Source organism: Jejudonia soesokkakensis (genome assembly GCF_042664795.1).
In the GTDB taxonomy this organism is placed as follows: domain Bacteria; phylum Bacteroidota; class Bacteroidia; order Flavobacteriales; family Flavobacteriaceae; genus Jejudonia; species Jejudonia soesokkakensis.
In genome coordinates this window covers 114,918-137,724 of record NZ_JBHTBN010000006.1, presented here as the reverse complement: position 1 = coordinate 137,724, position 22,807 = coordinate 114,918, and the positions used below count along the sequence as shown (strand labels likewise).

The window sequence follows — 22,807 nt, the reverse complement described above, 5'->3', positions numbered from 1 at the left end:
TAAAGATGTAAATTTACGAAAAACTCAACAATACCAAGTCATTAATGATAATTTATCAATAGTTAAAAAACTTAAAATCTCTCATTTTTATTCAAAAAATTTACTATATTGCATCCCTTATTAAACTATAATTTAAAAAAATAACATTATGAAAAAAATTTACTTATTAGCTGCTGTAGCTTTTGCTACGGTTTTTAGTGCAAATGCACAATTTTTTACAGACGATATCGAAAGCTATCCGTTAGGAACTATTCACACTTCTCCATGGGTTAGTTGGGATGGTAATGCAGGAACAGCAGATGATATTTCAGTTTCTTCAGATCAAGCCTTATCTGGTACAAAATCAATACTTGTTGCAGAAGGCGGAGTTATTGATGGAGTTTTAGATCTTGGAAATCAAACTTCTGGAACTTATTACTTAGATTTTAACATGTATATTCCTGCAGGAAAGTCTGGATATTTTAATATTCAAAATACTGTACCAGTAGGAGACCAGTGGAATTATCACTGTTCATTTAATATCGATGGAGCTGCAGAAGGCGAATTTGAATTTGCAGATGCATCTGGAGCAAATCAAGGTCCTGGAACTGTATTAGCTGTTGGTTCTTATACTCCTGGAGAATGGTTCTTGATTTCATTTGTAATTGATTTGGATAATGGCACATTAACTATGTCTAAAGACGGATCAGTATTAGTTGATAACACCTCTTATACAGGTGATACCCTAGGAGCAATTAATTTTTATTCTCTTGAAACTGGTGCAGAATCTAACAGATATTATATCGATGACGCAAGATTTCAACCAACTCCAGTTGCCGGTGTAGATGATTTTTCTTCTGACAACTTCAGTGTATATCCAAACCCAGTGAGAAATGTATTAAACATTCAAACTACAAATACTGTAGAAAGAGTTGTAGTATATGACGTATTAGGAAAAGTTGTCTTATCTACGCAACCAGACGCTATTTCTCCAAGAATTGATATGAGCGAGCTTTCTTCTGGTGCTTACATGGTAAATGTAACTATCGACGGAGCTTCTAAAACGGTTAAAGTTATCAAGTAAGTTTTACAACATAACTTAAAAGAAATACCCTTCGAAATTGAAGGGTATTTTTTTTATCTTTATTTAAAATCAACACCTATGCTTTTAAAAAAAATAACATGCTGCTTTTTTATTGTAACTGCTTTTTCTTGCACAGAATTACAAAATGTAATTAATACCCTTCCAAACGGAACTATTGGCTTGGACCCAACAACTATAGGAAATGGTTTACGACAAGCTTTAGATTTTGGTATTGATAAACAAGTCACAAAACTCACTCAAGAAAACGGTTTTTACAACAATGAACTGGTTAAAATTTTACTTCCAGAAGAGTTACAAAAAGTTGATCAAGGACTTAGAAGTATTGGATTAAGCAGTCTTGCAGACGAAGGAATAAAGGCTCTTAACAGAGCAGCAGAAGACGCAGTTAAAGAAGCAACACCCATATTCGTTGATGCAGTAAAAGGAATTACCTTTAATGATGCAAAAAATATTCTTATAGGGGCTGATAATGCGGCAACAAATTATCTAGAAACCAGAACCAATCAGGCATTATATGCTAAATTTAATCCCGTAATCGAAAGCTCATTTTCTAAAGTTGGAGCCGATCAGATTTGGACAAACCTCATCAACAGATATAATGCAATCCCGTTTGTAACTAAAGTAAATCCAGATTTGACAGATTATGTTACAAATGAAGCACTTAAAGGTGTCTATACCATGATAGCTAAAGAAGAGAAAAACATTAGAACATCAATAAACGCTCGTACAACAGATTTACTACGCCGCGTATTTGCACTACAAGACTAGCTTAATCCCTTTATTTTAACGTTACATTAAGGGAACGCCCTATTTAATTAACCGTTTTTTAATACAAATAAAATACTACCATAATTAATTTTACATCCTAATTATTTATGTTATGAGTCCCTGGTTTAGAAACAATTCAAGAATTGAAATACTTAAGAAAAAATACACATCGTTGATGCGTAAATCTTATAAAATGGCTTTAAAAGATCCTGAAGAAAGCGAGCGGGCTCATGAAGAAGCCGAAAAGATTTATGAAGAAATTCAGTATTTAAATTTAAAATTAGCCGATAAGTAGATCAGTGTAATTCTTTAAAATAAGAAAATGCATTTTTAAGTCGCGAACCATACCAACTAAAATATTCTCCATCTACAAGACGCACTTCTACATCGTTGTTAAGTGTGTTTTTTATTTCAAAGACATTTTTATCTTTAAACGGAAATGGTTCTGAAGATAACAAAATTACCTCGGCGTCTTTCAATTCGTCCATTAGTATTTCAGGATACCTTGATTCTTTTTGCTGAAAGATATTTTCATATTTATTCTGTTTCAGTAAAAAATCGATAAACGTATTTCTTCCAGCAGCCATATAAGGGTTTTTCCAAATTAAATAGGCAACTTTACGAACAGCTTTGGTATCAATAAATTGTCGAAAGGTTTTCAATTCATTATTTATACTTTTTATAATTTCTGAAGCCTTTTCAGAAACACTAAACAATCGTCCTAATTGAGTTATCATCTCATTATTAGATTTGATATCTATTATCTCACTTACCCATACTGGTGCTATTTTTTGTAATTCTATCACCATTTCTTCTGTGTTCTCTTCTTTATTACAGATAATAATTTCCGGTTCCAATTCTGCTATTTTATTAAAATGAACTTGCTTTGTTCCTCCAACTATCGCTTTAGTTTTTCGTAAATGAAGCGGATGCACACAAAATTTTGTAATTCCAATTATACGGTCTTCAAGTCCTAAATCGACCAGAAGCTCAGTTTGAGAAGGTACTAAAGACACTATGCGTTTTGGAATTGTATCGAAATGAAGTTTTCTACCCAGTTGGTCTATCACTTCCATACCGTCCTATTTTAAATCTTTCAGGATTTCCTGCATTTGAGATTGCAATTTTTGGGCTTCGGAAGTAGCAGCTTCTGCAAAATTTTCTTGATTGGAAGCATATATAATTCCGCGGGAAGAATTAATTAACAAACCTACATTATTAGTCATTCCGAAGTGACAAACCTGCTGTAAATTTCCGCCTTGAGCTCCTACTCCGGGAACCAGTAAAAAGCTTTCGGGTACAATTCTACGTATTTCAGCAAGGTATTCAGCTTTTGTCGCGCCAACTACATACATGAGGTTTTTGGCATTTTTCCATTTCTTGGAAATTTCTAATACTTTTTTATACACTTCTTTTTCTCCAACTTTTTGTGTCTGAAAGTCAAACGCACCTTCATTCGAAGTCAAAGCCAATAGTATAGTGTGCTTATCTTTAAAAGTTAAAAATGGCTCTACCGAATCTTTTCCCATATACGGAGCCACAGTAACCGAATCGAAACCCATATCCTCAAAGAACGCTTTCGCATACATTTGGGAAGTATTTCCAATATCACCACGCTTTGCATCGGCTATGGTAAAAATTTCAGGATATTGAGAATTGAGATACCTAATCGTTTTATCTAATGATTGCCATCCCTTTAAACCGTACGCTTCATAAAAGGCAGTATTAGGCTTATAGGCTACTGCTAAATGCTGTGTAGCATCAATAATCGCTTTGTTAAATGAGAAGATAGGATCTTCAGTAGTCAAAAGATGTTTTGGAAGTTTTTCCAGATCGACATCGAGTCCGATACACAAAAATGAGTTCTTTCTTTTTATCTGAGCTACTAAATCTTCCGTTTTCATTTTTCAGTCTTAAAATGCATCACCCGACTCTTTTAATCGTTCGGTATTATCGACCAATTGAAGTTCGTCAATAATCTTTTGAATGTCCCCATCAATAATATTACTCAAATCGTATAAAGTTAAATTTATACGATGATCTGTTACACGACCCTGGGAGTAATTGTAGGTTCTAATTTTTGCACTACGATCGCCACTGGTTACTTGGGAGCCACGTTTTTCTGCATCTTCAGCCTGCTTCTTTGCCAACTCAAGATCATACAAACGGGATCTCAATACTTTAAAAGCTTTTTCTTTATTTTTATGTTGTGATTTTTGATCCTGACATTGGGCAACTAGTCCGGTAGGTTCATGTGTTAAGCGCACAGCAGAATAGGTTGTATTCACAGACTGTCCACCAGGACCAGAAGAACAGAAATAATCAATCCGAACATCTTTAGGGTCAATCTCTACATCAAACTCTTCGGCTTCTGGAAAAACCATGACCGTAGCAGCACTGGTGTGTACCCGTCCTTGTGTTTCGGTTTGCGGAACACGTTGTACCCGATGCACACCCGCTTCAAATTTTAGGGTTCCATACACATCATCACCCTCTACTTCCATTTGTATGGCTTTATAACCACCACTAGTACCTTCACTAAAATCTACTACACTGGTTTTCCAGCCTTTACTCTCACAGTATTTAGTATACATTCGATGTAGGTCTCCTGCAAAAATACTCGCTTCGTCACCCCCAGTACCTGCTTTTATTTCCATAACAGCATTTTTGGCATCTTCGGGATCTTTTGGAATAAGCATTACTTTAATCTCCTCTTCAAGTTTTTCAACTGCAGATTTTGCTTCGTCATACTGCATCTTTGCCATTTCAACCATTTCGGCATCGCTACCATCACTAATAATTCCCTCAGCCTCGGCAATACGCTCTTTGGAAGTAATATATGCCTCACGCTTTTTCATTAGAGCTGCAAGATCTTTATATTCTTTATTTAATGATATGTATTGTTTCTGGTCTGAAATGACGTCTGGCTGAATGATCAAATCACTTACCTCATCAAATCTATTCTTTACTATTTGTAACTTTTCTAACATACGATCTTCATTTCCTTTCGTTGTGGAAAGGGCTCACAAATTTACAATTTTTTAAATGACTTTTAATTTGAAATATAGCCTCGTTTTGAACTTTGAAAACAATTCATCAAAATAACCTACGCCCTAATTTTTCAGTTTCCGTTTTGGAGACGATAGCAAAACTTGCTAATAAAGCTGATGCTAAAATAACAAGAAATCTTGCAATGTAAACAGATACGTTTCCGAAGTCAATATCATAATACCCCATAGCTCTAAAGACTTCAGCAAAAATAAACGTAAAAATAGCCAATGTAAATAAAAGCGAATTTTTAGTACTACAGCTATCATTATATAAGAGGGAAAGCATCGCGACTACTAATAAGCTTATTGCACCTAAAAACATTACTGCATAATGAAGCGTATTTTGAGTAAAGTCTCGCAGCATATTTATAAATTCAAATAACAAATATCCATTTATTAACATGAGCACAATAAAGATACTCCTTGAAAATATGCTTGACCTTTTGAAAGAAACTTTTGGAAATAGCGCCACTATTAACGCAAGAAATGAAACGAAGTTGAAAATCAAAGATGTGATGGCTATCATTGCATTTTCATACCAAACGGTAAGGATGCTTGACATTCCATATAAAGTAAAAAATAAAAGAAGAAAGGGGTTTACTGACACCTTTTTGAAATACAAGATAACACCTAAAAAAGAAAAGCTTACCACACCTCTTATAAAGCGATACCATGCAAAATCTTCTGTTTGGTATATTACTACACTAATAGTAAGAAGAGAAAATCCAAGTAGCGTGAGAATTTTTTTATGTCCTTGAGAAACTACAGGTTGTAACATAGATGCGATACTAAATCCTAAATGAAATATAAATTAGCCTTAAAAATAGATAAACTCTCCATATTCAGATTGTATGGTAAGTTTTTTCTCTTCGGAAGCTTCTACTCTACCAACGATCTGAGCATCTACATTAAACGATTTTGAAATTGCTATAATATCTGAAGCTATTTCCTCTGGCACATAGATTTCCATACGATGGCCCATATTAAAAACTTGATACATTTCTTTCCAGTCTGTGTTACTCTCAGACTGAATTAATTTAAACAATGGTGGCACTTCAAACATATTATTTTTAATAATATGAAGATTTTCAATAAAGTGTAAAATCTTTGTTTGTGCTCCTCCACTACAATGTACCATCCCGTGGATATCGCTAGAAGTGTATTTTGAGAGTATTTTTTTAATAATTGGCGCATAGGTTCGCGTAGGTGACAATACTAATTTGCCAGCATTCAACGGACTCCCCGGTACGGCGTCTGTTAACTTTTTTGAACCGCTATATACCAAATCTTTAGGAACGGAATGGTCAAAACTTTCAGGATATTTATGAGCAAGGTAGTTGTCAAATACATCATGACGCGCGCTTGTTAACCCGTTACTACCCATTCCGCCGTTATATTCCCTTTCATAACTAGCTTCTCCGTACGAAGACAATCCAACAATCACGTCACCTGGTTTAATATTGGCATTATCAATCACATTGCTACGCTTCATTCTTGCAGTAACAGTACTATCGACAATTATTGTTCTTACCAGATCTCCCACATCTGCTGTTTCACCTCCCGTTGAATGAATTTTAACGCCAAAGCTTTCTAGTTCTTTCAGCAATTCTTCTGTACCATTTATAATGGCTGAAATAACTTCTCCGGGAATCAGATTTTTATTTCGTCCAATAGTTGAAGAAAGTGTAATATTATCTGTAGCACCTACACATAATAGATCATCCACATTCATAATTAAAGCATCCTGAGCAATGCCTTTCCACACCGAAATATCTCCCGTTTCCTTCCAATACATATACGCCAGAGAAGATTTGGTGCCCGCTCCATCTGCATGCATAACCAAGCAGTAATCCTCATTACCAGTTAGATAATCCGGGACAATCTTACAAAATGCTCTTGGAAACAATCCTTTATCAACATTTTTAATGGCATTGTGCACATCTTCTTTTCCTGCGGAAACACCACGTTGTGTATATCGTTTTGAAATTTCTTGGCTCATATGACAAATGTAAAAAAAGAAAACCTCACTTTCTCAAGTGAGGTTTTTTTACAATAAAATAGTTATTAACGTGTAAATAATAATTCACGATATTTAGTAAGTGGCCATAACTCGTCGTCCACTAATAATTCGAGTTTATCACAATGGTAACGGATTTCATCAAAATATGGTTTTACTTTATGGCAATAATCCATTGCTAATTTTTCGGAATCATTAAGTTTATTCGCTTTTTTACGCTCATTGATCATTTCCGTAATACCCTTATTGATCTTTTCAATATGCTCGCTAATTTGCTCTATCAAACTCATTTGTTCTCCAGCAAATTTTTTGAAGTTCTTTCCGTAGATATCTTTAATTCCCTGTACATTTTCAATTAGAATATTTTGGTACCTAATTGCGGTTGGAATTACGTGATTTCTGGCAATGTCACCCAAGACGCGACCTTCAATTTGAATACGTAAGGCGTACTCTTCTATTTCGATTTCATGACGGGCTTCAATTTCTACTTTACTCATGATGCCTAATCCTTCGTATAGATCAATAGTGCTTTTAGAAATCTGTGCTTTTAAGGCTTCCGGAGTGGTTTTGTTATTACTAAGCTTACGTTTTTTAGCTTCTTTTTCCCAAGCTTCTCCGTACCCATCACCTTCAAAACGGATACGCTTTGAGTCTTTAATATACTCACGAAGTACGTTGAAGATAGCGTCATCCTTCTTCATTTTTTTATCTTTGATCAACCCATCCACTTTATCTTTGAAGTCGATTAACTGTTTTGCTACAATTGCATTTAAAACGGTCATTGGTTTAGCACAGTTGGCAGTAGAACCCACAGCCCTAAATTCAAATTTATTCCCCGTAAAAGCAAAAGGGGACGTTCGGTTTCTGTCTGTATTATCTAAGAGAATTTCAGGAATTTTACCAACAACATTCAATTTTAAATCGGTCTTATCCTCTGGAGAGAGCTTTCCATTCTTTACTTTTTCAAGTTCATCAAGGACAGCGGTTAATTGTGACCCTATAAATACTGAAATAATTGCAGGTGGTGCTTCATTTGCCCCTAAACGATGGTCGTTACTAGCACTTGCAATAGCTGCTCTTAATAATTCTTCATATTCATTTACAGCCTTAATTGTATTGATAAAAAATGTCAAAAACTGAAGATTCTTCATCGGTGTACTACCAGGACCTAATAAGTTAACTCCTGTATTGGTTGCTAATGACCAGTTATTATGCTTTCCACTACCATTAATACCTGCAAAGGGTTTCTCATGAAATAGCACGGTAAAATTATGTCTGTCTGCCACCTTATTCATCACATCCATTAATAAGGAATTGTGATCTACAGCAAGATTGGTTTCTTCAAAGATTGGTGCCAACTCAAACTGATTTGGAGCTACCTCATTATGTCTCGTTTTTACTGGAATTCCTAATAGCATTGATTCTGTTTCCAGATCCCGCATATAATTTAGGACACGTGTGGGTATAGAACCAAAATAGTGATCGTCCAGCTGCTGTCCTTTTGCCGAAGCATGGCCTAACAAGGTTCTACCAGCCAGATTAATATCGGGTCTAGACTTTGCCAGAGCTTTATCAATTAGAAAATATTCTTGTTCCCATCCTAAGGTTGCATTTACTTTAGCAACACTTTTGTCAAAATATTTTGCAACCGCTGTTGCCGCTTGGTCCACTGATTGCAAGGCGCGCAATAAAGGTGTTTTATTATCGAGTGCTTCTCCTGTATAAGCAACAAAAACTGTTGGAATACAAAGCGTAGTTCCAAAAATAAATGCTGGTGAAGTTGGATCCCATGCTGTATAGCCTCGAGCTTCGAAGGTATTTCGAATACCTCCATTGGGGAAACTAGAAGCATCAGGTTCTTGCTGTACTAGTTGTCCGCCACCAAACTTTTCAATCGCTCCATCCTCAGTTGTTTCAAAAAAAGCATCATGTTTTTCGGCAGTAGAACCCGTTAAAGGCTGAAACCAGTGTGTATAATGAGTAGCTCCTTTTGAGATCGCCCATTCTTTCATTCCTGTAGAAATGTGATCTGCCACACTACGGTCTATTTTAGACCCGTTGACGATTGCATCCTGTACACTTTTATAGGAATCTTTGGTGAGATATTGACGCATCGCATCGTTGTTAAAAACATTTTGACCAAATATGGACGAGCGTCGTTCTGGTTCGTTTACATTAATGACAGGACGATTAAACGTCTCTTTAATAGCATGAAATCGTAATGTGGACATAGTTTGTGCTTTCTAAAGTTTTATAATTTTAAAGCCACAAAAATATACTTTTATACACTACACCCCCCTATTTTTAATGTTAAGTTATTAATAAATGTAGTTTTTATGTTAATAACCCCTAAAAAATTAAGGAGTAAAACCAAATGTATCCTTAATTAGCTAAAAAAGCCATGCTAATAAATAGACAATATGCGATTACAATGAATACTCCTTTTATGCGGCCAATTTCAAATTTCTTCGGAAGGAAAGCCAACGGAATTAAAATCGCTGCAAAACCTAACATCCACCAGATGTCGTTTGTGAGCACTTCCTGACTTTTTACAGCAATAGGCTGAATCAATGCTGTTATACCAAGTACTGAAGCAATATTAAAAATATTAGAACCAATTAAATTTCCTAAGGAAATAGCTTTCTCCTTTTTTAACGCAGCAATTACAGAAGCCGCCAGTTCTGGTACGCTGGTTCCTACGGCAATCATCGTCACGGCAATAATTCGTTCACTAATTCCCATGATAATTGCTACATCGACTGCCCCTTTAACCAATAATTCACTACCGCCATATAAAGCAGCTCCCCCAATCAACAACCAAATTATTATTTTAAAATTTGATGATTTTGATAATCCGTCGTCTACTCCATCATCAACTGGATGTGTCTTTATACTTTTTCGAGCTCTATCAATTAATAAGTATAAATAAATAAATAGCATTGCCAGCAATCCTCCTCCCTCCAGTCTTGAAATTTCATTACCACTTTTCAGAATAAAATATAGAGCCCCCGACATGATCATCATAACTGGCCAATTAAATTTATAAAAATCTTTGTCGATTGCTAGTGGTGCTATTACAGCTGTAATCCCTAACACCAAACCAATATTCGCTATATTAGACCCTATTACATTTCCCAGAGAAATATCACTAAAACCATTTAAAGCAGCTTGAATACTAACTAATAATTCTGGAGCAGAGGTAGCAAAAGAAACTACCGTAAGCCCTATTACCATTTTTGATAAGTTAAGTTTAAAGGAAAGTCCTACCGAAGCACGAACCAAAAACTCTCCTCCTACTACTAATAAAATTAATCCCAAAAAAATGTAAAGAAAACTCATACGTGTATATTAAGGTAGCGAAGATACTGATTGCTTATTTTAAATTAAAATGAATAGTTTTTACCAAGTATAGATTGAAAATCTTCTAATCAAGATATAAATCTCATTTGATAGTGTATTTTTTGTAATTTTATAATATGAAAAAACATTTTTTTAAAACCCTTGCTAAGATCAATAAAGTTGTGCTGCCTAGTTATACAAAAAAGGGAGTAGATTTAGCAAAAGCCTCTAAACTTCAGATGGCCATATTTGGATATAAATTATGGGTTACAAAGAATGCTTTGGACTAATAGGTAAGTAATGCTCTATGTTCATAGCGTTGCAATTTAGAAGCACCTTTTAGAAATTCTAGTTCAATCAGGAAGTTGCATTGAACAATTTCGCCACCCAATTTTTCAATGAGTTTACAAGCGGCTTGAGCTGTCCCGCCAGTTGCTAAAACATCGTCATGCAATAATACTTTATCCCCTTTTTGTATGGCGTCCTCATGAATTTCTAGTGCATCCATTCCATATTCTAAAGTATAAGGTTGCTTCAAGGTTTCAAAAGGTAATTTTCCAGGTTTCCGTATGGGAACAAAACCAGCTTTTAACTCTTTTGCCATAAGGGTTGCAAAAAAGAAACCACGCGACTCGATACCTACCACTTTATCTATAGATTGCATTTCGGTAAGTCGTAATAATTCCTGAACACAAAGATCCATAGCTTCTGGGCTTGCCAATAACGGTGTGATATCTTTAAAAACCACTCCTGGTTTCGGAAAATCTGGAATATCTCGAATATATTTTTCAAGTGCAATCATATACTAAAAGTACACATTTTAAAAGGAATCAATACAAATTAGTACAAATTAAATTACCTTTAAAGTGAATACAATAACAAAATGATTCCTTCATGAAGAAATCCCTTCTAATCGCTTTTATTACGCTTGTAAGCATATGTTCGCTTTCTGCACAATCTGATCAAAACACAACAGATCTAGAAGCCATTACAGCCACACTAAACGATTATATTGATGGTACAAGCAATGGCGAAATAGACAGGTTAAAGCAAGCATTTCACCCAGACTTTAATTTATATACCGTTGTGGCAGATACATTAAGAATTCGTAATGGCGCAGAATATATTAGCTATTTTAAAGAAGGAGAAAAGAACAATCGAAAAGGCAAAATACTAGCCATAGATCATGAAAACTATGCAGCTACAGCCAAAGTAGAAATTGAAATCCCAGATAGGGCTGTTTATATAGATTATTTCTTATTGCTGAAATATAGAGGAGCATGGAAAATAGTACACAAATCGTATACACAAAGATTCCATTAAAAATAATGACAGTAGCGAGGGTTTAAAATATTTTTGAGCAAAAATATAATTGACAACATAAAAATAAAAAACCCACGCTATAGCGTGAGTTTTTTGCTCTTAGTGACCTCGACAGGATTCAAACCTGTAACCTCTTGAGCCGTAATCAAGTGCGCTATTCAGTTGCGCCACGAGGCCGTAATTGGGGTGCAAATATAAAAAATTACTTCTTAGATTTCACTATGATTTAGAATAAAATTAGAAGCATTACCCTTTGTTTGTTTATGAAAAATTTAGCAATAAAGAAATCTATGTATTAGTAACTTTACCAAAAAACTTATACCAATGACAAAAATTATTAAAGATTCTGATAATGAACAAGAGCGAGATTATATTTTACAAGATAATAAGAAAACTATCTTTGGTATTCGCTTTATAGTTACAACCTTACTTATATTAATTATTGCTGTAGTAGCTACCGCTTTTTATCTTGACTGGTTTTAATATATCATAAAAAAAGCTCACCCTGTTTGGTGAGCTTTTTACATTTAAGATTGTTTGCTTAGTATATAGCTCTTAATGCTGTAATATCATTCTGATTAAACTCTCCATCTGCACTCGCACTAAAACATGCTAGCATAATAGAAGTTGAATCATAGCCCGTAGGTGTTCCCCCTACGTGATTTGCTCCTACACCTGCAGTTCCTTCATTAGAGTTTTGCCCACAACTTTGACGGCTAAACCAGTCTGTATGACGGAAACCTACAGAGTGACCAATTTCATGTGTAATGACATGTTCATTTACATTAGTTGAATACCCACTTAAACCATAGATCTGTACAAATTTGTTTGGCAGACCGTTACTAGGAAAGCCAGCACTACCTCCTGCACCATTTGGATTATTTACCGTATTATTATATACCACCATATCTTTATTTTGATATGCAGTACCAAAAGTAAGTGTAAAGCTAATAGACACACCACTTAAGCGGTTGTAGTTATTTACAGCCCATTGCAAAGCGGTTTGTTCTTTGCTGGATAGAGCTTGACTACCTCCCGTATATCCAATAATGGAAATATTTCTGCCTTGACTTACCAGACTATTTGTTACATACTGTCTTCCTTGAACATTTTCATCAATGTTGCCCAAGGCACGCAACTGTTCTTCAGTCATAGTAATATCATCTTCGATAAAAATTCGTTCTTCGGTAGTACCATCGGGGAAATGAAAGGTTCCGTAGCGAACAAAATTAGTGTTCATCTCTAATCGTTCTACAATATCCATAAGATCTTGTGGAACTTCTTTTTGAAGATCTGCTTCTTCATTGAAGTTTTCGTCTTTAGAGCAAGACACAAACAATAGACTCATAGCTGCAACAGCTACAAATCCGAACTTTAATTTTCTCATAATTAAGGGATTTTGAATTAATAAATAAAAATTTGTTAGGTTAACCTGAAGCCTAAAATAATCAATTTATTAACATAACCTTAATTTATTATCGAATAAATTAAATATTTAACATTAATATCTCATATAATATGAGAATATAATAACAGTGTAGGAATTTTCTTATTAGCTTATTTCAGCGCTTAAACCTGCCTCCAACAGCATCGTACAACGAGGTTTAAGTTCTTCAAAACTTCCTGTTTTTACCGTACACTGTCCTTTGTAATGTACAATAATAGAACATTGCTCAGCTTGTTCTGGAGTATGATCACAAGCGTAGATTAGGGTGTCTATAACATGATCAAAAGTATTTACATCATCGTTATATAAAATTATTTCGTTGTGCTTCTCTGTTTTTTCAGCAAGCAATACATCTTCTTCAATTTTTTCTTTGGTACTCATGGGGATTTGTTTTTTCAGAAAATAACGTTACTAATTTACAAATTTTGCTGCAATCCAGTTGTTACGTTCCTTATTTTCAACGAATGTTAACTCCAAATTATTACATTCTTGAGTAATTAATGAAAGATCTTCACGGTAAAATCCGCTTAAAAATAACAGACCTCCTTTTTTTAAAACCTTCGAATAAATCTTCATATCTTGAAGTAATATGTTTCTATTGATATTCGCAATAATGATATCATATTGCTCTTCTGTTGGAATGACAGAAGCATCCCCTAACAACACTTGTATATTTGAACAATGATTTCTTGCAATGTTCTCTTCACTATTCTCTACACACCAAGCATCAATATCGATGGCGTCTAGACGAGTAGCACCTTTCATTTCAGCAAGAATAGCCAGAACTGCTGTCCCGCAGCCCATATCCAGTACATGTTTTCCTTTAAAATCGTTTTTCAAAATATGCTGCAACATCATATATGTCGTTTCATGATGTCCCGTCCCAAAAGACATTTTAGGTTCAATAACAATTTCATAATCGACATCAAAAGCTTCATGAAATGGAGCTCTCACAGCACATTGATCATCTACTACAATAGGTTGAAAATTCTTCTCCCATTCTGCATTCCAATTGACTTGTTCGATTTCTTTTTTCTGAAAGTTAATCGTAAACTCATCCGATTGCAATACTTGAATATTCTTTAAAATAGTTTCATTCCATTCCTCTTTCTGAATATAAGCCAACACTCCTTCCTCATTTTCTACAAAACTTTCAAAACCCGCATATCCTAATTCGGCTATCAATATTTCTGAACCTGGTTGCAAAGGGCTCACCTTAAAGTCGTATTCAATATAAACCTGTGACATCTATTTATTTTGAAAAGCATTTACAATAGCCATAAAACTTTCAGCACTTAAGGATGCGCCGCCAATAAGCCCTCCATCAACATCTGGCTGACTAAAGATTTCCGTTACATTATTTGGTTTGACACTTCCTCCATACACTATAGAAACCTGATTGGCTATAGCTTCCGAATAATTTTCAGCAACCGTTTCCCTAATAAAATGATGCATTTGTTGTGCCTGATCTGGAGTTGCAGTCTCGCCAGTTCCTATAGCCCACACAGGCTCATACGCCAACACTATGTTTTTAAAATTTTCTTCTGAAATATGAAACAGACCTTCCTCTAATTGCTCTTTTACCACCTCATAATGGTTTCCAGCCTTTCGCTGGTCCAACTCCTCCCCAAAACAGAAAATAATATGCATTCCATTGTCGAGTGCTGTATTTACTTTTTCAGAAAGTACCGAATTGTCTTCATTATAATAAGAGCGCCGCTCACTATGCCCTACTATTACAGTCTTCACTCCTACACTTTTTAGCATCGCTGCAGACACTTCGCCTGTAAAAGCTCCGGCATCTGACTGATGCATGTTCTGTGCTGCGACTTCAATTTTATGATCCCGAAGGCTTTCAAAAGCGGCATATAAGTTTGTAAACGAAGGTGCTACAATAATAGCAACGTTTTCCGGTAAGACTTGCTTTTTTAAATCATTTAATAACGTTTGTGTTTGCGACAAATCGTTATTCATTTTCCAGTTTCCTGCTACTATTTTCTTCCTCATAAGTTTTATTCCTGCAACAGCAGAAATTCATTTTTTAAATTAGCGATTTACAATCTTAGGATCCAACCATCCGTAAATGATGTCCACAAAAATATTGATAATAATAAATAAAGCAGCAATGGTTATCACTGCACCCATAATGATGGGTAAGTCCAATGTATTTAAAGCATCTACAATTTCTTTCCCTAAACCATTCCACCCAAAAATATACTCGACAAACACAGCACCTGCAAGCATAGAAGCAAACCAACCAGAGATTGCTGTAACTACAGGATTTAAAGAGTTTTTTAGTGCGTGTTTTCTAATGATGGTAAAGAACGACAACCCTTTGGCTTTGGCTGTTCTAATATAGTCCTGACTTAATACTTCCAGCAACGAATTACGCATTAACTGACTTACGACTGCCAACGGCCGAATACCCAATACAATTGCCGGCAAAATAATATTCTTCCATTGTATGTATTTTCCTTCCCCAAAATCGTCCACTTCATACAAACTCCCCGTCATGTTTAAATTGGTGTATTCATGCAACAAAAATCCAAAGATCCAGGCAAATAGTATAGCGCTGAAAAAGGAAGGCACACTCATCCCCAACGTACTTATAAACTGTATAAATCTATCAATCCAACCGTCTTTAAACACTACAGAAACAATCCCTAAAAAAACACCTAAAAGCATTGCAATACAAATTGCCGATACCGCCAGCACAAAGGTGTTCGGTAATGTTTCAGCAATAACCGAGCTTACTTCCTTTCCGTTTTTTTGAAAAGATTCGCGCATGTAAGGCAGTTTAATCACCACATCTGTAGATGCAACAGCAAACAGCTTTGTGGCACTGTATTTTCCTTCGGAAAGAAAAGTGTAATCATCTGGATTCTGACTGTGAAACGAAAGTGGCGATAGGTCATTAAGGTATTGCAAATACTGAATACCAATGGGTTGATCAAATCCGTATTTTTTCTTAACAACTGCAAGTTGCTCTTCATTCTCATTCTGTCCTAGCATCATACGAGCCGGATCTCCTGGAAGGATCGTAAACAGAAAAAATATCACTGTGACAACGCCAAAAAGCGTAAGTAGTGCATATCCTAATTTCTGAAGAATGTATTGGACCAATTAGTTATTTTTTAGAGCTTCAACTTCTTCTATAGTATACAATTTAAATTCAAAATCTTCCCCAAATAATTGCTTAGCATATTCTTCAAGCGTAGTATTAAAACCCGCCTCCGCTCTTCGTTTATTTACATTTTCAACGTCTGCAATAGGCCAGATAAATGGATTATCCTCATCATAACTCATGCCTTGTGTCCCATAGATCTGCGGCTCGCCTTTCCACATTAAATGACGATCTTCCATCATAGCTACTAATCTAAAAGGAATTTCTCCAGCTTCTCCCGCTGCTTTTATGGTAGGAAGATGTTTTGAGATCACTTCATCAGAACTATGCTGAATAACATACCAAGCTGCTTCATTAGTAGGTTCTCCCACCATTGATTTTCCCGGATACCCTCTGGTGTTTAATATTCGCTCTACAAAAGTGAGGTTGGTACTATCTATTACATTCTGAAAGCTCCAGAGATCTCCGTTGTATTGCTCTTCTGTCAAGCCCATTTCTTGTCCTAAACGCACTCTTTCTTCATTGGAGACATGCATCAACTTTCGGTATTGTTGGTCTAAAATGGCAATACTATCTAGTTTTCTTTTCAGCGGAATATCCAGATTAGGGGTAGCTGTTGTAAGGGTTTCTAATTGTAAGTCCTTCGCATCATTCCAATGCAGTTTTTGCATAATAGTCCCCTTCTGAAGCTCCAGAATTCCCGGATTACTTCGTACTATTGTTTTAAGAGTTGTTTCGTCACAGAAATAGAATTTGAAGTTCAGATTATAATCATCTACTAATGCTTCCGTCTTTTCCTGAGAAGAAGCACTAAGACCAATCACTTTATATCCTTTCTTTAAGGCTTCATCGGTGACCTCTTTCACAGGAATGTATCCGTCCTTTTCAGTATTCTGAAGGTTATACGCAATAATCACAATTAAGTTGTCTTCAGCTAGAAAAGCTTCGGTATATTTTTCACCTTCACGTTCGATGCTAAAGTCATGGATAGGCGGCTCATAACCAGCCTGTATTTCTTCGGTCTCCACACTAATGTAAGTGCCTCCAGGTACTTGCGGATAATCCCCGCTGGTAGTCACAATTTTTTCTTTTCCGTCGACTTCAAATTTCCAGTGATAATCAAACACAGGTTTTGGTGCACCTTCTGGCATTTGCATGCCTTTAGTAATATTAGCACCTATTTTATACGGTCTAAAATCAATATAGGGTAAATGTTGTAGTACTTGATAGGTTACAAACAAACAGAATATAAACGATAAGAACATGATAATAGTTCTTGAAAATTTGGTAAAAAATGGCTTGATGTGTTTTCTTCCAAGCACTAAAATCAAGATCAGAACAAGTAATACGAGATCCTTATAAAAAGACTGCCACGGCGTTAATTTGAGCGCATCTCCAAAACACCCACAGTCGGTTACTTTATTGAAGTACGCTGAGTAGAATGTAAGAAACGTAAAGAAAATAATCATAAGCGAAAGCATCCACAATGTGAATTTTTTTGCATACCCTATAATGATCATTACCCCAAGAAGGACTTCCAAAATCACGACAAAAATAGCGATGACCAATGCATACGGAACCAAAAATTCTAGATTTAAAACTTCCGGAGCGAAATAATCTTTCAGTTTAAATGAAAACCCAACGGGATCATTTAGCTTGATTAAACCGCTAATAATAAATAATATTCCTACGAATATTCTTGAAATTCCTACCAGTACTCTCATTTTCTATGTATTATTTTTATTCTCTGTATCTAAATGTATTAAAGCAAACACAGCATAATTCAGCATATCCTGATAATTTGCATCAATCCCCTCACTTACCAATGTTTTTCCTTTATTATCTTCAATTTGTTTTACTCTTAATAATTTTTGAAGAATGAGATCGGTTAGCGAACTCACTCTCATGTCCCTCCAGGCCTCCCCATAGTCGTGATTTTTGTCCAACATTAATTGCTTTGTAAGCGCCACCTTTTCATCATACAATTGCGTAGCTTCTTCTAACGACAAGTCGGGTTGCTCAACAATTCCTTTTTCAAGCTGTATCAATGCCATCACACTGTAATTGATAATTCCTATGAATTCGCTCACCTGCCCTTCGGCTACTTTTTGTTCTTTGTTTTGTTGCAATCCTCTAATGCGCTGTGCTTTTATGAAGATTTGGTCGGTTAATGACGGTAATCTCAAAATACGCCAGGCGCTTCCGTAATCTTTCATTTTATTGATAAACAAAGCTCTGCATGTTTCAATTACATCATTGTATTCTTTAGAAGTATCTGCCATGTGGATGTCTGAGATTTTGCGTAAATTTCGGCTAAATAAATCAATTTAAAAAATTGAAAACCATCAATTGTAAAGGTACACGTATCGAGCTTTCTTCCCCAAAAGTTATGGGGATCATTAATATCACTCCAGATTCTTTTTTTGACGGCGGAACAAACACTACCAAAAGAGCTGTTCTTCTTAAAGCCGAAAAAATGCTTACTGAAGGCGCAACCTTTCTGGATGTAGGCGGCTATAGTTCTCGCCCGGGCGCTGTTCATATTCCTGAAACGGAAGAACTAAACCGTGTGATTCCAACTATTGAAGCTATCGTACAAGCTTTTCCTGAAGCTTATATCTCGATAGATACGTTCCGAAGCAAGGTTGCAAAAGCAGCTGTTGAATCGGGCGCTGCCATTGTCAACGATATTTCGGCAGGCAAGCTAGACATTAACATGATTTCTACTGTAGCTAAACTGAAAGTACCTTACATTATGATGCATATGAAAGGTACGCCGCAAACGATGTCACAGCAAACCGATTATCAAAATATTACAAAAGAGGTATTATTTTATTTTTCTGAAAGAATTGCCGAAGCCAGAAAAGCAGGAATTAACGATATTATTGCAGATCCGGGTTTTGGCTTTGCCAAAACCCGACAACAAAGCTTTACAGTATTAAAACAACTGGAATTATTTAAAGCCTTGGATGTTCCCATTTTAGCAGGTCTTTCCAGAAAATCGATGATCTACAAAACGCTTAAAACTGAAGCCGAGTATGCCCTTAACGGAACCACTGCATTAAACAGTATTGCGCTTTTAAAAGGCGCGAACATTTTACGGGTTCACGATGTAAAAGAAGCCGTGGAATGTGTAAAATTGCATCAGGAATTTATAAATTTATCCTAACTTTACCCAAACAACCTTTTTCTTGGAGCTACTCGATTTTACCAAATTCAGAATTATAGATGCTATCGATATTGTACTCGTAGCATTTTTACTTTATTATCTCTACAGATTAGTAAAAGGCACTGTTGCAATCAATATTTTTATAGGAATTGTTATTATCTATGGAATTTGGAGATTAACCGAATTGCTTCAGATGGAATTACTAAGTAAGATCCTGGGCGGATTTCTAGGCGTAGGAATGTTTGCTTTGATCGTCGTCTTTCAACAGGAAATACGCAAATTTCTATTAATGTTGGGCTCTACCAATTTTAGTGCACGTAAACGAATTCTTAAAAAATTTAATCTGTTTAAAGGAGAAGCCCAACTTTCAACAGATGTGAGTGCCATCATCAAAGCATGTAAAAAAATGAGTGGTAGTAACACCGGGGCGCTTATTGTGATACAACGCAACAACAGTTTGGATTTTGTAAAACAATCTGGTGACGAGATGAAAATGGAAGTGAATCAGCCAATTATTGAAAGTGTTTTTTATAAGAACAGTCCGCTACATGATGGCGCTATGATAATTGAAGAAAATCACATTACTGCAACACGAGTTATCTTACCTGTTTCCAACGATCGTAACATTCCGTTGCGCTTTGGTTTGCGACACAGAGCTGCCGTAGGCATTACCGAAAAGACAGACGCAGTATGCATCGTAGTTTCCGAAGAAAACGGACAAGTATCCTATTTAAAAGAAGGAGATTTTGTGTTGTTTGAAGATTTAGAAGAATTAAAAACTATGTTGGAGAAAGACCTCCGTAAGTGATATTCCTATGGAAGAAAATCAGCTAGCTCATACCAATTCCTCTTCTCAGGTTTCAACAGCAGCACGAATAGAAAGTGTATGCGCCAACTGCAAAAGACCTCTTGCAACTTCAGACCGATTTTGTAATGATTGTGGCGCCAAAGTAATAGATAAGCGTCTCACCATGGGGTTTCTCTTTACTGAAGCAAAAGAGAGTTTTTTTAGCTTAGATTCAAACAGACCTTTACTTACATTTATTCATCTTTTTACTAGACCAGAAGAAGTTATTGGTGGTTACATTAATGGTGTTCGTAGAAAATACATTAATGCTTTTGGATATTTTACTATAGCCATAACACTGTCAAGTTTTTTCTATTTTGTGATTTTCAAATTATATCCAAACGCATTTGATGCGCTCTATGCAAATCAGGATTTTTCAGATCCACAGATTCAAATGCAACAGGAAATCCAGAGAACCATTTTTGAATATCAATCGGTTATATTCTTTGTAGCTATCCCATTTTTAGCACTACTGTCAAGATTGGTCTTTCTGAAAAACAAACGCTACAATTTTGCCGAACACCTTATTATAAATCTATACGGATACGCTCAAGTTTCTATTGTTTCAATTATGGTGTATTCATTAACTGCTTGGTCACCAGAGATATTTAGGATCGCTATTTTTAGTGCGTTTGCTATACAGTTAGGCTATTACTTCTATATTTTAAAAAGATTATTTGAGATCAGTTGGAAAAAGATGATTATTAAAACATTAGTTTTCTTAGCTATATTAGTCCCTATTTACATAGGGGTAAGCATATTGGTTTTTGCAATATTGGCAATTACTGGGGCTATAGATTTTCAAGAGATGATAGAAGCAGAACGAGCAAAAAGAGCAGTCTCCTATATTGCTTCTTCGGTCATAAACTGGACCTCATAAAGGGTACGATAATAGCCGTTCTCCAGCTGAAGCAATTCTGTATGAGTTCCTGTTTCCACTATTTTACCAGCGTCCATTACTAAAATCTTATCAGCTTTTTTAATAGTTGCCAAACGGTGTGCAATGACAATGGACGTGCGTCCCTTTGTAATTTTCTCGGTAGCGGTTTGAATTAATTCTTCAGAATAGGTATCAACCGAAGAAGTCGCTTCATCTAAGACTAATATACTTGGCTTACTTACATACGCTCTTAAAAAAGCCAACAATTGTCGTTGTCCTGAAGACAACATGGTGCCCCGTTCTTTTACATTATACTGGTACCCTCCTGGCAATGTTTTTATAAAAGTATGAACTCCTATCTCTTTAGCTGCTGCTATAACAGTTTCTTCAGAAATTGTTTCATCATTTAAAGTGATATTATTTAAAATTGTGTCTGCAAATAAGAACACATCCTGTAATACTACGGCGATATTTCCGCGAAGCGATTCTAAGGTAAACTCCTTTATTGATGTATCATCTACTAAAATCACACCACTCTCTATCTCATAAAAGCGACTCAATAAATTAATGATAGTTGATTTTCCTGCTCCTGTAGCTCCAACAATGGCAATAGTTTCGCCTGGATTTACAGTAAACGAAATATCCTTAAGCACTTTTTCTCCTTCTACATAACTAAATACCACATTTTTAAAATCAATCTTGCCTTTTGGATGCGCTAACACTAATTCACCGTGATCTTGAATATGAGACTTGGTATCTAAAATCCCAAACACTCTATTGGCAGCAACCATACCCATTTGCAAGGTGTTAAACTTATCTGCTATTTGCCGGAGCGGTCTAAACAGCATCTGAGAATACTGGATAAAGGCAGTCACAATACCTAAAGTAATAATTCCACCTCCTGCCGCATTTAAGCCACCATACCAAACGATCAAACCAATACCCAAACTGGAAGCCATCTCTGCTATAGGAAAGAAAATGGAGTTATACCAAACTGTTTTAATCCATGCTTTTTTGTGTTTTTCATTTATGGTTTTAAATTGATCGAATTCTGTTTGCTCTCTAGTAAAGATTTGAACAATCTTCATACCTGTAATTCGTTCCTGTACAAATGAATTTAAATTAGCTACTTGATTACGTACATCTTCAAAAGCTACTTTCATCGCTCGCTGAAAAACACGAGTAGCATATAAAATAAATGGTAAAATTGCAAAAACGATCAAAGCCAATCGCCAACTCTTATACACCATGATGCCCGCAATAGCTGCCATTTTCAAGAGATCACTAATAATCATAAACAACCCCTGACTAAAGATTGAAGAAATCGTCTCTATATCATTAACAGCTCTAGTCGTTAATCTTCCAACAGCATTTTTGTTATAGTATTCCATTTTAAAACCCGTCATTAATTTGAAGAGTTTTACACGAATATCTTTAATAACATGTTGTCCCAGCCAGTTAGCATAATAAATAAAAGCAAATTGAAAAATCACCTCTAACACCAGCACAACTAACATTAGAATGATATAAAATTGAAGCTCAGGTAAATCACGCAAGGTCATTCCCTTGTCAATCGCTAGTTGTAGAAAGTGCGGACTTAGTACTGCAAGTCCAGACATTATAATCGCCGCAAAAGCCACAAAATAAAAAATACCACGATACGCATTGGTAAACTTTAAGAGCCTTCCAAATAATCTAAAATCAAATGCTTTCCCTGTTCCTTTATCTTGACTCATAATATAGTCTGTGTATCACAACC

Annotated in this window: 26 protein-coding genes and 1 tRNA gene; 10 read left to right on the top strand and 17 right to left on the bottom strand. The window is 35.6% G+C overall.

Annotated elements, in window-relative coordinates; genetic code table 11:
- Positions 1-148 precede the first annotated feature (148 nt).
- From ACFQO1_RS11835 to ACFQO1_RS11825, 3 genes are all read left to right on the top strand, one after another.
- Positions 149-1,063: a T9SS type A sorting domain-containing protein gene (locus ACFQO1_RS11835; protein ID WP_380218346.1), complete on the top strand. Its 915-nt coding sequence runs from the start codon at positions 149-151 to the stop codon at positions 1,061-1,063.
- Positions 1,064-1,141: 78 nt separating this feature from the next.
- On the top strand, positions 1,142-1,852 hold the full coding sequence (locus ACFQO1_RS11830) for a DUF4197 domain-containing protein (RefSeq protein ID WP_380218345.1): 711 nt from the start codon (positions 1,142-1,144) through the stop codon (positions 1,850-1,852).
- A 112-nt stretch (positions 1,853-1,964) separates the two neighbouring features.
- Complete coding sequence (locus tag ACFQO1_RS11825) at positions 1,965-2,147, top strand: Lacal_2735 family protein (protein ID WP_380218344.1); 183 nt, start codon at positions 1,965-1,967, stop codon at positions 2,145-2,147.
- A 1-nt stretch (position 2,148) separates the two neighbouring features.
- On the opposite strand, the gene ACFQO1_RS11820 is transcribed toward ACFQO1_RS11825, so the two are convergent.
- The 4 genes from ACFQO1_RS11820 to ACFQO1_RS11805 all read right to left on the bottom strand — a co-directional run bounded on the left by ACFQO1_RS11820 (position 2,149) and on the right by ACFQO1_RS11805 (position 5,266).
- Positions 2,149-2,928 carry an ABC transporter substrate-binding protein gene (locus ACFQO1_RS11820; RefSeq protein ID WP_380218343.1) on the bottom strand — a complete coding sequence of 260 codons (780 nt, stop codon included), beginning with the start codon at positions 2,926-2,928 and terminating at the stop codon, positions 2,149-2,151.
- A gap of 6 nt (positions 2,929-2,934) precedes the next feature.
- Positions 2,935-3,756, bottom strand: coding sequence for an orotidine-5'-phosphate decarboxylase (gene pyrF, locus ACFQO1_RS11815; RefSeq protein WP_380218342.1), 822 nt, complete (start codon positions 3,754-3,756; stop codon positions 2,935-2,937).
- Between the two features lie 9 nt (positions 3,757-3,765).
- Entirely contained in the window at positions 3,766-4,842 is a 1,077-nt protein-coding gene (gene prfA / locus ACFQO1_RS11810; RefSeq protein ID WP_380218340.1) for a peptide chain release factor 1, read from the bottom strand.
- Between the two features lie 106 nt (positions 4,843-4,948).
- Positions 4,949-5,266, bottom strand: coding sequence for a hypothetical protein (locus ACFQO1_RS11805; protein ID WP_380218338.1), 318 nt, complete (start codon positions 5,264-5,266; stop codon positions 4,949-4,951).
- A 37-nt stretch (positions 5,267-5,303) separates the two neighbouring features.
- Between ACFQO1_RS11805 and ACFQO1_RS11800 the strand changes: the two genes are divergently transcribed.
- Positions 5,304-5,660 carry a hypothetical protein gene (locus ACFQO1_RS11800; RefSeq protein ID WP_380218337.1) on the top strand — a complete coding sequence of 119 codons (357 nt, stop codon included), beginning with the start codon at positions 5,304-5,306 and terminating at the stop codon, positions 5,658-5,660.
- Between the two features lie 59 nt (positions 5,661-5,719).
- Here ACFQO1_RS11800 and ACFQO1_RS11795 read toward each other — a convergent pair whose 3' ends face one another.
- The 3 genes from ACFQO1_RS11795 to ACFQO1_RS11785 form a co-directional block, all read right to left on the bottom strand.
- Complete coding sequence (locus ACFQO1_RS11795) at positions 5,720-6,901, bottom strand: AIR synthase related protein (RefSeq protein ID WP_380218335.1); 1,182 nt, start codon at positions 6,899-6,901, stop codon at positions 5,720-5,722.
- A gap of 65 nt (positions 6,902-6,966) precedes the next feature.
- Positions 6,967-9,150, bottom strand: coding sequence for a glutamine synthetase III family protein (locus ACFQO1_RS11790; RefSeq protein ID WP_380218334.1), 2,184 nt, complete (start codon positions 9,148-9,150; stop codon positions 6,967-6,969).
- Between the two features lie 151 nt (positions 9,151-9,301).
- Positions 9,302-10,258, bottom strand: coding sequence for a calcium/sodium antiporter (locus ACFQO1_RS11785; protein WP_380218333.1), 957 nt, complete (start codon positions 10,256-10,258; stop codon positions 9,302-9,304).
- A 137-nt stretch (positions 10,259-10,395) separates the two neighbouring features.
- On the opposite strand from ACFQO1_RS11785, the gene ACFQO1_RS11780 reads away from it, so the two are divergent.
- Positions 10,396-10,548 carry an SsrA-binding protein gene (locus ACFQO1_RS11780; RefSeq protein WP_380218332.1) on the top strand — a complete coding sequence of 51 codons (153 nt, stop codon included), beginning with the start codon at positions 10,396-10,398 and terminating at the stop codon, positions 10,546-10,548.
- Here ACFQO1_RS11780 and ACFQO1_RS11775 read toward each other — a convergent pair.
- A complete protein-coding gene (locus ACFQO1_RS11775; RefSeq protein WP_380218331.1) occupies positions 10,545-11,060 on the bottom strand; it encodes an adenine phosphoribosyltransferase in 516 nt (171 codons plus the stop codon). The two genes, ACFQO1_RS11780 and ACFQO1_RS11775, sit on opposite strands and share 4 nt — an antisense overlap.
- A gap of 92 nt (positions 11,061-11,152) precedes the next feature.
- On the opposite strand from ACFQO1_RS11775, the gene ACFQO1_RS11770 reads away from it, so the two are divergent.
- Complete coding sequence (locus ACFQO1_RS11770) at positions 11,153-11,581, top strand: nuclear transport factor 2 family protein (RefSeq protein WP_380218330.1); 429 nt, start codon at positions 11,153-11,155, stop codon at positions 11,579-11,581.
- Between the two features lie 103 nt (positions 11,582-11,684).
- Here the strand turns inward: ACFQO1_RS11770 and ACFQO1_RS11765 are convergent.
- Positions 11,685-11,758 (bottom strand) — tRNA-Arg (locus tag ACFQO1_RS11765).
- A 147-nt stretch (positions 11,759-11,905) separates the two neighbouring features.
- On the opposite strand from ACFQO1_RS11765, the gene ACFQO1_RS11760 reads away from it, so the two are divergent.
- Positions 11,906-12,064 (top strand): hypothetical protein, encoded by a 159-nt coding sequence (locus tag ACFQO1_RS11760; RefSeq protein WP_380218329.1) that lies wholly within the window; start codon positions 11,906-11,908, stop codon positions 12,062-12,064.
- Positions 12,065-12,122: 58 nt separating this feature from the next.
- On the opposite strand, the gene ACFQO1_RS11755 is transcribed toward ACFQO1_RS11760, so the two are convergent.
- From ACFQO1_RS11755 to ACFQO1_RS11725, 7 genes are all read right to left on the bottom strand, one after another.
- The gene (locus tag ACFQO1_RS11755) at positions 12,123-12,968 is read right to left on the bottom strand and encodes a zinc-dependent metalloprotease (RefSeq protein WP_380218328.1); all 846 of its coding nucleotides are present in this window, start codon (positions 12,966-12,968) and stop codon (positions 12,123-12,125) included.
- Positions 12,969-13,133: 165 nt separating this feature from the next.
- Positions 13,134-13,409, bottom strand: a complete 276-nt coding sequence (locus tag ACFQO1_RS11750) for an ATP-dependent Clp protease adaptor ClpS (RefSeq protein WP_380218327.1) — start codon at positions 13,407-13,409, stop codon at positions 13,134-13,136.
- 30 nt (positions 13,410-13,439) lie between these two features.
- The gene (prmA, locus tag ACFQO1_RS11745; protein WP_380218326.1) at positions 13,440-14,276 is read right to left on the bottom strand and encodes a 50S ribosomal protein L11 methyltransferase; all 837 of its coding nucleotides are present in this window, start codon (positions 14,274-14,276) and stop codon (positions 13,440-13,442) included.
- Positions 14,277-15,035, bottom strand: a complete 759-nt coding sequence (gene tpiA / locus ACFQO1_RS11740; RefSeq protein WP_380218325.1) for a triose-phosphate isomerase — start codon at positions 15,033-15,035, stop codon at positions 14,277-14,279.
- Positions 15,036-15,074: 39 nt separating this feature from the next.
- Entirely contained in the window at positions 15,075-16,151 is a 1,077-nt protein-coding gene (locus ACFQO1_RS11735) for an ABC transporter permease (protein WP_380218324.1), read from the bottom strand.
- The gene (locus tag ACFQO1_RS11730) at positions 16,152-17,876 is read right to left on the bottom strand and encodes a BT_3928 family protein (RefSeq protein ID WP_380218323.1); all 1,725 of its coding nucleotides are present in this window, start codon (positions 17,874-17,876) and stop codon (positions 16,152-16,154) included.
- 3 nt (positions 17,877-17,879) lie between these two features.
- Positions 17,880-18,434 carry a DUF1599 domain-containing protein gene (locus ACFQO1_RS11725; protein WP_380218322.1) on the bottom strand — a complete coding sequence of 185 codons (555 nt, stop codon included), beginning with the start codon at positions 18,432-18,434 and terminating at the stop codon, positions 17,880-17,882.
- Positions 18,435-18,487: 53 nt separating this feature from the next.
- Between ACFQO1_RS11725 and folP the strand changes: the two genes are divergently transcribed.
- The 3 genes from folP to ACFQO1_RS11710 are packed head-to-tail and all read left to right on the top strand — an operon-like array spanning position 18,488 to position 21,048.
- The gene (folP, locus tag ACFQO1_RS11720; RefSeq protein WP_380218321.1) at positions 18,488-19,321 is read left to right on the top strand and encodes a dihydropteroate synthase; all 834 of its coding nucleotides are present in this window, start codon (positions 18,488-18,490) and stop codon (positions 19,319-19,321) included.
- Positions 19,322-19,343: 22 nt separating this feature from the next.
- Positions 19,344-20,129, top strand: coding sequence for a diadenylate cyclase (locus ACFQO1_RS11715; protein ID WP_380218320.1), 786 nt, complete (start codon positions 19,344-19,346; stop codon positions 20,127-20,129).
- Between the two features lie 7 nt (positions 20,130-20,136).
- Positions 20,137-21,048: a DUF3667 domain-containing protein gene (locus tag ACFQO1_RS11710; protein WP_380218319.1), complete on the top strand. Its 912-nt coding sequence runs from the start codon at positions 20,137-20,139 to the stop codon at positions 21,046-21,048.
- Here ACFQO1_RS11710 and ACFQO1_RS11705 read toward each other — a convergent pair.
- Entirely contained in the window at positions 21,012-22,784 is a 1,773-nt protein-coding gene (locus ACFQO1_RS11705) for an ABC transporter ATP-binding protein (RefSeq protein WP_380218318.1), read from the bottom strand. The genes ACFQO1_RS11710 and ACFQO1_RS11705 overlap by 37 nt on opposite strands.
- Positions 22,785-22,807 lie beyond the last annotated feature (23 nt).

Bases quoted from the DNA above. Each gene is read 5' to 3' on its own strand.
- ACFQO1_RS11835 (WP_380218346.1), top strand. From the start codon at position 149: ATGAAAAAAATTTACTTATTAGCTGCTGTAGCTTTTGCTACGGTTTTT.
- ACFQO1_RS11830 (WP_380218345.1), top strand. From the start codon at position 1,142: ATGCTTTTAAAAAAAATAACATGCTGCTTTTTTATTGTAACTGCTTTT.
- ACFQO1_RS11825 (WP_380218344.1), top strand. From the start codon at position 1,965: ATGAGTCCCTGGTTTAGAAACAATTCAAGAATTGAAATACTTAAGAAA.
- ACFQO1_RS11820 (WP_380218343.1), bottom strand. From the start codon at position 2,928: ATGGAAGTGATAGACCAACTGGGTAGAAAACTTCATTTCGATACAATT.
- pyrF (WP_380218342.1), bottom strand. From the start codon at position 3,756: ATGAAAACGGAAGATTTAGTAGCTCAGATAAAAAGAAAGAACTCATTT.
- prfA (WP_380218340.1), bottom strand. From the start codon at position 4,842: ATGTTAGAAAAGTTACAAATAGTAAAGAATAGATTTGATGAGGTAAGT.
- ACFQO1_RS11805 (WP_380218338.1), bottom strand. From the start codon at position 5,266: ATGCTGCGAGACTTTACTCAAAATACGCTTCATTATGCAGTAATGTTT.
- ACFQO1_RS11800 (WP_380218337.1), top strand. From the start codon at position 5,304: ATGAGCACAATAAAGATACTCCTTGAAAATATGCTTGACCTTTTGAAA.
- ACFQO1_RS11795 (WP_380218335.1), bottom strand. From the start codon at position 6,901: ATGAGCCAAGAAATTTCAAAACGATATACACAACGTGGTGTTTCCGCA.
- ACFQO1_RS11790 (WP_380218334.1), bottom strand. From the start codon at position 9,150: ATGTCCACATTACGATTTCATGCTATTAAAGAGACGTTTAATCGTCCT.
- ACFQO1_RS11785 (WP_380218333.1), bottom strand. From the start codon at position 10,258: ATGAGTTTTCTTTACATTTTTTTGGGATTAATTTTATTAGTAGTAGGA.
- ACFQO1_RS11780 (WP_380218332.1), top strand. From the start codon at position 10,396: ATGAAAAAACATTTTTTTAAAACCCTTGCTAAGATCAATAAAGTTGTG.
- ACFQO1_RS11775 (WP_380218331.1), bottom strand. From the start codon at position 11,060: ATGATTGCACTTGAAAAATATATTCGAGATATTCCAGATTTTCCGAAA.
- ACFQO1_RS11770 (WP_380218330.1), top strand. From the start codon at position 11,153: ATGAAGAAATCCCTTCTAATCGCTTTTATTACGCTTGTAAGCATATGT.
- ACFQO1_RS11760 (WP_380218329.1), top strand. From the start codon at position 11,906: ATGACAAAAATTATTAAAGATTCTGATAATGAACAAGAGCGAGATTAT.
- ACFQO1_RS11755 (WP_380218328.1), bottom strand. From the start codon at position 12,968: ATGAGAAAATTAAAGTTCGGATTTGTAGCTGTTGCAGCTATGAGTCTA.
- ACFQO1_RS11750 (WP_380218327.1), bottom strand. From the start codon at position 13,409: ATGAGTACCAAAGAAAAAATTGAAGAAGATGTATTGCTTGCTGAAAAA.
- prmA (WP_380218326.1), bottom strand. From the start codon at position 14,276: ATGTCACAGGTTTATATTGAATACGACTTTAAGGTGAGCCCTTTGCAA.
- tpiA (WP_380218325.1), bottom strand. From the start codon at position 15,035: ATGAGGAAGAAAATAGTAGCAGGAAACTGGAAAATGAATAACGATTTG.
- ACFQO1_RS11730 (WP_380218323.1), bottom strand. From the start codon at position 17,876: ATGAGAGTACTGGTAGGAATTTCAAGAATATTCGTAGGAATATTATTT.
- ACFQO1_RS11725 (WP_380218322.1), bottom strand. From the start codon at position 18,434: ATGGCAGATACTTCTAAAGAATACAATGATGTAATTGAAACATGCAGA.
- ACFQO1_RS11710 (WP_380218319.1), top strand. From the start codon at position 20,137: ATGGAAGAAAATCAGCTAGCTCATACCAATTCCTCTTCTCAGGTTTCA.
- ACFQO1_RS11705 (WP_380218318.1), bottom strand. From the start codon at position 22,784: ATGAGTCAAGATAAAGGAACAGGGAAAGCATTTGATTTTAGATTATTT.